An 8,579-nucleotide genomic window follows, 5' to 3' on the forward strand; every position below is an offset into this window, starting at 1 on the left:
CCGCTGCGCTCGCCGGCCGACCCGTCCCAGCCCTGGGCGCAGCCGCAACCGGTCCCTGCGCCCGCTCCGCCCGCCCCCACGCCGCTGCCGAACTGAGCCGCACGGACTGAAACAGCATGGCCACCCGTCATCCCCTGCCCTACGGTTTTGCCAAGGCGCACACGCTGCTGTTAGAGGACACCGGCAGCCAGTTCGTGCTGTGGGCTGGCGACGCCGCCTCGCCGGCCGCGCTGGGCGAGGTGATGCGGCTGTATGCGGTGGACGCGGTCGAGCGCGAGCCGCAGGGCACGCTGGCGCGGCGCATCTCGCAGGTCTACTCCGGCAACGAGTCGAGCGCCGCGGCGGTGATCGGCGAGGTCGAAAGCGGCGTGGACCTCTCTCGAATGATGCAGGACCTGCCGGCGGTCGAAGACCTGCTCGAAGCCGCCAACGACGCGCCCATCATCCGCATGCTCAACGCCCTGCTGACGCAAGCGGCGATGGACGGCGCGAGCGACATCCACATCGAGCCCTACGAGCGCTCCAGCGCCGTGCGCTTCCGCGTCGACGGCACCTTGCGCGAGGTTGTGCAGCCCAACCGGGCCCTGCACGCCGCGATGATCTCGCGTCTGAAGATCATGGCCGAGCTCGACATCGCCGAGAAGCGCCTGCCGCAGGACGGCCGCATCTCGCTGCGCATCGGCGGGCGCGCGATCGACGTGCGCGTATCGACCCTGCCCAGCGCCCACGGCGAGCGCGCGGTGCTGCGCCTGCTCGACAAGGGCGAAGCCAAGTTCACCCTCGAATCGCTGGGCATGAGCGGCGAGACGCTGACGCGATTCAAGCGCCTGACCGAGCAGCCGCACGGCATCGTGCTCGTCACCGGGCCGACCGGCTCGGGCAAGACGACGACGCTGTACGCCGGCCTGAGCCAGGTCGACACGGCCACCACCAACGTGCTCACGGTCGAAGACCCGGTCGAGTACGAACTGGCGGGCATCGGCCAGACGCAGGTCAACGCCAAGATCGAGCTCACCTTCGCGCGGGCGCTGCGGGCCATCCTGCGCCAGGACCCGGACGTCATCATGATCGGCGAGATCCGCGACTACGAGACCGCGCAGATCGCCATCCAGGCTTCGCTCACCGGCCACCTGGTGCTGGCCACCCTGCACACCAACGACGCGCCGAGCGCTGTGACACGCCTGACCGACATGGGCGTGGAGCCTTTCCTGCTCAGCTCCAGCCTGCTGGGCGTGCTGGCCCAGCGCCTCGTGCGCAAGCTGTGCCCGCAGTGCAAGAAACAGGACGAGACACCGCAAGGCAACGGCCGCTGGCATCCGGTGGGCTGCGCCGCCTGCGGCTCGACGGGCTACAAGGGCCGCACCGGCGTGTACGAGTTGATGGTCGCCGATGCGTCGCTGCAGGGCCTGATCCACAGCCGCGCCGCCGAGTCGCAGTTGTCCGTGGCGGCAGAGCGCGCCGGCATGAAGACCATGCGGGAAGACGGCGAGCGGCTGGTGGCGGCGGGCATCACGTCGCCGGAAGAGTTGTTGCGCGTGACAAGGGAATGATGATTTGTTGGGCCTGCTCCTCGCGCACTCGCCCTGCGGGCATTGAGCCCGCCGGACTCGCCGGCCGCTGCGCTGGTCGATCCTCCTGAAGGGGCCCCTCGCCCTTCGCTCCGCGTCCTATGCCCGCCTATAAATTCGAAGCGCTCGACGCCGCCGGCAAGGCCAAAAGCGGCTTGCTGGAGGCCGACAACGCCCGCGCCGCGCGTGCTCAACTGCGCAGCCAGCAGCTGGTGCCGCTGGACGTGACGGCGGTGCTGTCGCAATCGGCACAAGACATCGCCGGCGGCAGCTTCAAGTTCGGCAAACGCGTCTTCAACAGTACGGCCCTGGCGATCTGGACCCGCCAGCTTGCGGGCCTGGTGAGCTCGGGCCTGCCCTTGGAGCGGGCGCTCACCGCGCTGACCGACGAGGCCGACGACCCGCGGCAGCGCGAACTGCTCGCGCACCTGCGCGCCGAGGTCAACGCGGGCTCGCCGTTCGCGCGCGCCCTGGCCGGCGCCCCCAGGGAATTCGACGACGTGTACCGCGCCGTGGTCAGCGCCGGCGAGCAGACCGGCCAGCTCGGCCTGGTGCTCGACAAACTGGCCGACGATCTGGAAGAGCGCCAGGAACTGCGCAGCAAGCTGATCGGCGCGGCGCTCTACCCAGCCATCGTCTCGCTGGTGGCGATCGTGATCGTGATCTTCCTGGTCACCTACGTGGTGCCGCAGGTGGCCAGCGTGTTCGCCGGCGGCAAGCGCGCCCTGCCCTTCCTCACCACCGCCATGCTGGCCATCAGCGCCTTCATGCGCAGCTGGGGCTGGCTGCTCGCGCTGGGCATTGCCGGCGGCGTCGCCACGCTGCTGCAGATGCGCCGCAACGACGCCTTTCGCGAGCGCTTCGATGCCTTCTGGCTGACGCTGCCGCTCATCGGCCGGCTCTCGCGCGGCTACAACGCCGCGCGCTTCGCCGGCACGCTGGCCATGCTGGCAGGGGCTGGCGTGCCCATCCTCAAGGCCTTGCAGGCGGCAGCCGAAACGCTTTCGAACCGCGCAATGCGTGCCGACGCAATGGCCGCGTTGGTGCAGGTGCGCGAAGGCGCGCCGCTGGCGTCGGCACTCTCGGGCAAGAAGCGCTTCCCGGGCCTGCTGGCCATGTTCGCCCGCCTGGGTGAACAGACCGGCCAGCTACCGCTGATGCTGCAACGCGCCGCCAACCAGCTTGGCGCCGAAGTGCAGCGCCGCGCAATGGCGCTGGCCACCATCCTGGAGCCGCTGCTCATCGTGGTCATGGGCTTGGTGGTGATGCTGATCGTGCTGGCGGTGCTGCTGCCGATCATCCAGCTCAATACCTGGGTCAGCTGAACGCCGGCCCCCGACCCGGTGGTGTGCGCCAAGGCACGCCGGCGCCACACTCGGGCACGCGGGTTGCATGCGGTCTGGCCGGTTTTGTCCCGCTGTTCGGACGCTTGCCGCGCAAGCGCTTTGCTTCAATGAGGCCAGGGCTCGTGTCTGGAGGATTGCATGACGTCTGACGCCACCGATCTCGTCACCGTAGCGCCGCCCGAGCTGCCACGCTCCGGCCTGCCGATCGCGCTGATGCGCAGCGTGTACCGCCTCGGCGACGTCGAGCGACGGCTCGAGAAGCTGCCGGCCAAGGAGCATGAGCCCCTGCGCGCCACCTACCAGCGCATGCTCGACCGGGGCTGCGAGCGCTTCCAGGTCAAACCGTCGGGTGTGCCGGCGATGGACCAGCTGTACGACGACCTGCCGAATTTCGGACTGGTGCTCGATGACGTGAAGCGCCAGCTCGCGCTGTGCCACGACAGCCGCGACGCACTCGAGATCACCCCCATGCTGCTGCTCGGCCCGCCCGGTGTCGGCAAGACCCATTTCGCGCGCGAGATCGCGCAACTGCTCGGCACCGGCATGGGCTTTCTGTCCATGAGCTCGCTCACCGCCGGCTGGGTGCTGAGCGGCGCGAGCAGCCAGTGGAAGGGCGCACGGGCCGGCAAGGTGTTCGAGACCCTCGTCGATGGCGAGTACGCCAACCCGGTGATGGTGGTCGACGAGATCGACAAGACCGGCGGCGAACACGCCTACGACCCGCTCGGCGCGCTGTACAGCCTGCTCGAACACGACACCGCCGGCCATTTCACCGACGAGTACGCCGAGGTGCCGATCGACGCCAGCCAGATCATCTGGGTCGCCACCGCAAACGATGCACGCGTCATCCCCCAGCCCATCCTCAACCGCATGAACGTGTTCGAGGTTCACGCGCCCGACCGCGAGGCGGCGCGCCGGATCGCCGGCAAGCTTTACCGCAGCATCCGCACCGAACACGACTGGGGCAGCCGCTTCGCCCCCGAGCCGAGCGGCGACCTGCTCGACGCGATGAGCCAGCTCGCGCCGCGGGAAATGCGCCGTGCGTGGATGACGGCTTTCGGCAATGCCAAGCTGGCAGGGCGCGATGCGGTGCAGACGCGCGATCTGCCCGAGGCGTCGGGGCGCAGGGCAGGGATCGGGTTCGTGCAGTAGCGCTATTCGGCCGACGGCTCGCTGAGGTTTTCAAGGTCGGCGAGATCGTCGAGCCGCCCGAGGCGCGACCATAGCTCGCGGTCGCCTTAGCTCGGCCTGAAACCCGTCCGTCGGATCATTGCGTTCACAGGCAACGCTGCATTCAGCGGCACGAGTTCGACCTGCGGATGAGCTTGCACGAACACACGAAAAAGTTCATCGGCAAACGCCTGCCCGATCTCCTGGACTTCAGCGAAGTCGAGTTCCACCCGCCGGAAGCGCTCGAAGCGGGACGTCAACCGCTTGGCCTGCGAACGGGAAAGCAGGTTCCCGCTGCCCACCTGCGCCAGCTTCACAGGCACCACCGTGCGGTCGAAGTCGTAGTCCTCGGGTGCCCCCAAGGTATACGCATCGAAAGTCTCGCGCAGGGTTCGCTGACCGGCCAGCGAAACAGCCATCACCACGGAGGTGCCCGCTGCAGTGGTTGCCGCCAGATCGGCAAGCCGCTGCCGTGCCGGCCAGCGTTCACCCTGGTGGCGCCGGTATTCGAGCCCGTTGGCGCGCAACAGGAAGGCATCCACCGCCCGCGAGGTGAAGAACACGCCTTCGCCGGAATGGCGCTGAGGATCGCTGCTGAACTTGCCCTTGGCCAACTCTAGAACCGCCAGCCGCTCGTCCGGCAATGCCAATGCCTGCGCGATGCGGCGGAAGGTGCCGATGCCATCGTCCACGACGGCCAGATACACCGCGTCCACTGTTCGCATGACGCGTACATCCAGCCAGGCAGCGCCGGCGTGGTCGTTGGCGTTGTTGACCATCTCCGTGAAGGCGTAATGCACGATGTTGCTCAGGTTGTCCGGCAGGTCCAGCCAGGGCGCGAAACGCTGCTCCCACAATGCCGACTCGTCGACCCCCGGCAGAGCGACGCGCTCGGCCAGGAGGCGGCTCGGTCCCGGTGCGAAACGAGGCCGCGTGCCTCCCGCGCTGCGTACAACGAATCCTTCGCGTTCGAGCTGTCGAACCAGCGGCCCGGCTCCCGCCCGGGTGACGCCGAAATGTGCCGCCAGCTGCTGCGTGAAGTCACGCGGGTGCGCGGCCACCTCGCGCGTCGCCCACGTGCGCACGGCGTCGATCGGGAGGCGGCTCGGGCGTGGCATCAGGCTCCAAGGTTACTTGACAATCGACAGCAGATTGTAAAGTTTCAAAGAACGTCCCGACGAGGGATGCGCAACGCGCTCGCGCGAAATGGGCGCCCGTTGCAGAGACGCTCGGCCGGCGCACGCTACCACCGGTACGATCGCGCCCATGCCTGTCACCCTTGCCGGCCAACTGGTCGTCGCCATCTCCTCCCGCGCGCTGTTCGACTTCGAGGAAGAGAACAAACTCTTCGAGTCGAGCGACGACCGCGCCTACATGCGGCTGCAGCTCGACCGGCTGGACGTGCCGGCGCAGCCGGGCGTGGCCTTCTCGCTAGTGAACAAGCTGCTCGCCTTCAACACCGCGGCGGCGGCACCCCGCGTCGAGGTGGTGATCCTGTCGCGCAACGACCCGGTCTCCGGCATGCGGGTGTTCCGCTCGGCGCAACACTTCGGCTTGCCGGTGCAGCGCGGCGTGTTCACGCGCGGCGCCTCGCCGTGGCGCTACCTCAAGCCGCTGCACGCGCACCTGTTCCTCAGCGCCAACGCCGATGACGTGCGCTCGGCCCTGCAGGCCGGCGTGCCGGCCGCGCGCGTGCTGCCGCATTCGGTGCGTGCCTCGGCGGCGCATCCGCACGAGGTGCGCATCGCCTTCGACGGCGACGCGGTGCTGTTCTCCGACGAGGCCGAGCAGGTGTTCCAGGCCGGCGGGCTCGATGCCTTCCAGGCCCACGAGCGCGAGCGCGCCGGCAGCCCGCTGCCGGCGGGGCCGTTCAAGCCGCTGCTGCATGCGCTGCAGAGCCTGCAGAAGGCGAGCACCGAGCACATGCACATCCGCACCGCGCTGGTCACGGCGCGCAGCGCGCCGGCGCACGAGCGCGCGATCCGCACGCTGATGGAATGGGACATCGAGATCGACGAGGCGATGTTCCTCGGCGGGCTGGCCAAGGGCGAGTTCCTGCGCGAGTTCGAGCCGGATTTCTTCTTCGACGACCAGACGCCGCATGTGGACGGGGCGGCCTGGCACGTGCCGGCGGGGCATGTGTCGTCGGGGGTGGTGAACGCGTGAGGAGGCGGTGCAGTTCGGTCAAAACCGCGCGCGCTCGCACACCCTCACCCCAGCCCTCTGCCGCGACCGGGAGAGGGAGTGTTGCGGCTTTCCGATGTCACTCCGCGCGCGGCATGCGCCGCTGCAGACCCGCCAAGTCGAGCACCCGCACGCCGCCGTACTCGATGCGGATGAGCTGCTGCGCCTGCAGCGCGCGCAGCGCCTCGTTGACTCTCTGGCGCGACAGCCCGACCAGATAGCCCAGCTCGTGCTGGGTGATGCGCAGCAAGCTGCCGACGCCCGGGTACAGCACCGGATGGAACAGCGCCGCCAAGCTGCGCGCAACGCGGGTGTCGGGGTCGTTCAGGCGGTCGATCTCGCGTGCGGCGATGAACTGGCCGAGCCGCTCGTTGATCTGGTTGAGCACGTAGCGGTTGAACGGAATGCTGGTTTCGAGCAGGCGGTGAAAGCTGTTCACCGGCAGCCCGGCGACCAGGCTCTTGCGCAGCGCCTCGATGTTGTAGCGGTAGCACTCGCGCTTGAGCAAAGTGCCCTCGCCGAACCAGGCGCCGGGCGGCACGCCGATGAAGGTGACCGGCGCGCCGTGCGCGCTGTCGTTGCTCATCTTCAGCAGGCCGTCGATCACGCCGAACCAGTAGGTGGCCGGGCGGCCGATGCGGCAGACCAGGTCCCCGGGTTCAGCCTCGGCCACGACGATGGAGGCCGTGGCTTCGCCGCGCTGCGAGGCTTCGAGCACCGCGAGCCAGGGAATGCCGGTCAGCTCGGCCGGCGTTGCAGCGCGCGTGCGTTCGCGCAGGCCGGATGGCGTCTCGGTGGATCGGGAGTTCAAGGCGGCACGCGGGAAAGTTCGGGGCGGAGTGTCCCTAGGATTGTCGTTAGAACGACAAGCCAACGTCAAACTTGTGCCTAGCATTCCTTTCGGCACCCGCCGTTCGTCGCTTCAGCGGCACTGACAGCGGCCCGCGAGGAGATACCGGTGCACACGACCTTCCCCCGTCTCCTGCTCGAGCATGCCGCCCGGCGCCCCGACGCGCCGGCGCTGCGCGAGAAGGAATACGGCATCTGGCAGACGCTGAGCTGGCACGCCTTGGCGGCGCTGGTGCGCGAGCTGGCCGGCGGGCTGGCGGCGGCCGGGCTCACGCGCGGTCAGCACCTGATCGTGGTCGGCGAGAACCGGCCACGGCTGTATGCCTCCATGCTGGCCGCGCAGTCGCTCGGCGCCATTCCCGTGCCGCTGTACCAGGACGCCGCCGGCGCTGAATTCGTGTTCCCGATCAACAACGCCGAGGTCGCCTTCGCGGTGGTCGAAGACCAGGAGCAGGTCGACAAGCTGCTCGACATTCGCGTGCAATGCCCTCGGCTCACGCACATCTGGTTCGACGACCCGCGCGGCTTGCGCCACTATCGTCAGCCGGGCCTCGCCGCGCTCGATGCGCTGCAGGAAACCGGCCGCGCCTTCAACGCGCAGCATCCGGGCCACTTCGACCGTGAGGTCGCAGGGACCGAGCCCCACGACGTGGCGGCGATGTTCTTCACCTCGGGCACTACCGGCCATCCCAAGGGCGTTGTCCACACCCACCACACCCTGATCGACCGCGCTCGCGCCGGCGCGAAGTTCGACAAGCTCAGCGAGCGCGAGGAAGTGCTGGCCTACATGCCGCCGGCCTGGATCGGGCAGAACATCTTCAGCTATGCGCAGTGGCTCGCTGTGGGCTACGTGGTGAACTGTCCCGAATCGGCTGCCACGGTGACCATCGATCTCAAGGAAATCGGCCCGAGCTACTACTTCGCGCCGCCGCGCGTGTTCGAGGCCCTGCTCACCAGCGTGATGATCCGCATGGAAGACGCCAGCGCGCCGAAACGCTGGCTGTTCGACCGCTTCATGGCGGTGGCGCGGCGGGTCGGCCCGGCGCGCATGGACGGCAAGCCGCTCGGCCTGCTCGACCGGCTGCTTTACGCCCTGGGCACCTTGCTGGTGTACGGGCCACTGCGCAACACGCTCGGTTTCTCGCGGGTGCGGGTGGCCTACACGGCGGGCGAGGCGATCGGGCCGGATCTGTTCACCTTCTACCGAGCGATCGGCGTGAACCTCAAGCAGCTCTACGGCTCCACCGAGACCGCGGTGTTCGTGTGTTTGCAACCCGACAACGAGGCGCGCGCCGACACGGTGGGCGTGCCGATCGAAGGCGTGGAATTGCAGGTGACCGCGAGCGGAGAGATCCTGATCCGCTCGCCGGGGCTGCTCAAGGAGTACTACAAGAACCCGGCCGCCACTGCGGAGGTCCTCACTACCGAGGGCTGGTACCACACCGGCGACGCCGGCTTCCTC

General features: G+C 68.7%; 7 protein-coding genes. 5 read left to right on the top strand and 2 right to left on the bottom strand.

Features of this window, described 5'->3' with window-relative positions; all coding sequences use genetic code 11:
- Positions 1-116 precede the first annotated feature (116 nt).
- The 3 genes from gspE (at position 117) to H0W38_RS10655 (ending at position 4,066) form a co-directional block, all read left to right on the top strand.
- A complete protein-coding gene (gene gspE, locus H0W38_RS10645) occupies positions 117-1,550 on the top strand; it encodes a type II secretion system ATPase GspE (RefSeq protein WP_292453693.1) in 1,434 nt (477 codons plus the stop codon).
- A 119-nt stretch (positions 1,551-1,669) separates the two neighbouring features.
- Positions 1,670-2,893, top strand: coding sequence for a type II secretion system inner membrane protein GspF (gene gspF / locus H0W38_RS10650; protein ID WP_292453695.1), 1,224 nt, complete (start codon positions 1,670-1,672; stop codon positions 2,891-2,893).
- A gap of 159 nt (positions 2,894-3,052) precedes the next feature.
- The gene (locus tag H0W38_RS10655) at positions 3,053-4,066 is read left to right on the top strand and encodes an AAA family ATPase (RefSeq protein ID WP_292453698.1); all 1,014 of its coding nucleotides are present in this window, start codon (positions 3,053-3,055) and stop codon (positions 4,064-4,066) included.
- 86 nt (positions 4,067-4,152) lie between these two features.
- On the opposite strand, the gene H0W38_RS10660 is transcribed toward H0W38_RS10655, so the two are convergent.
- Positions 4,153-4,884 (bottom strand): DUF4325 domain-containing protein, encoded by a 732-nt coding sequence (locus H0W38_RS10660; RefSeq protein ID WP_292453700.1) that lies wholly within the window; start codon positions 4,882-4,884, stop codon positions 4,153-4,155.
- Positions 4,885-5,350: 466 nt separating this feature from the next.
- Between H0W38_RS10660 and H0W38_RS10665 the strand changes: the two genes are divergently transcribed.
- Positions 5,351-6,250, top strand: a complete 900-nt coding sequence (locus H0W38_RS10665) for a 5'-nucleotidase (protein ID WP_292453703.1) — start codon at positions 5,351-5,353, stop codon at positions 6,248-6,250.
- Between the two features lie 97 nt (positions 6,251-6,347).
- Here the strand turns inward: H0W38_RS10665 and H0W38_RS10670 are convergent, their stop codons facing one another.
- Complete coding sequence (locus tag H0W38_RS10670) at positions 6,348-7,079, bottom strand: Crp/Fnr family transcriptional regulator (protein ID WP_292453706.1); 732 nt, start codon at positions 7,077-7,079, stop codon at positions 6,348-6,350.
- A gap of 147 nt (positions 7,080-7,226) precedes the next feature.
- Here H0W38_RS10670 and H0W38_RS10675 point away from each other — a divergent pair.
- A partial coding sequence (locus tag H0W38_RS10675) for a long-chain fatty acid--CoA ligase (protein ID WP_292453709.1) occupies positions 7,227-8,579 on the top strand: 1,353 nt, incomplete at its 3' end.

The sequence above is a fragment of the Methylibium sp. genome, assembly GCF_013817365.1.
Classification (GTDB): Bacteria; Pseudomonadota; Gammaproteobacteria; order Burkholderiales; family Burkholderiaceae_C; genus Methylibium.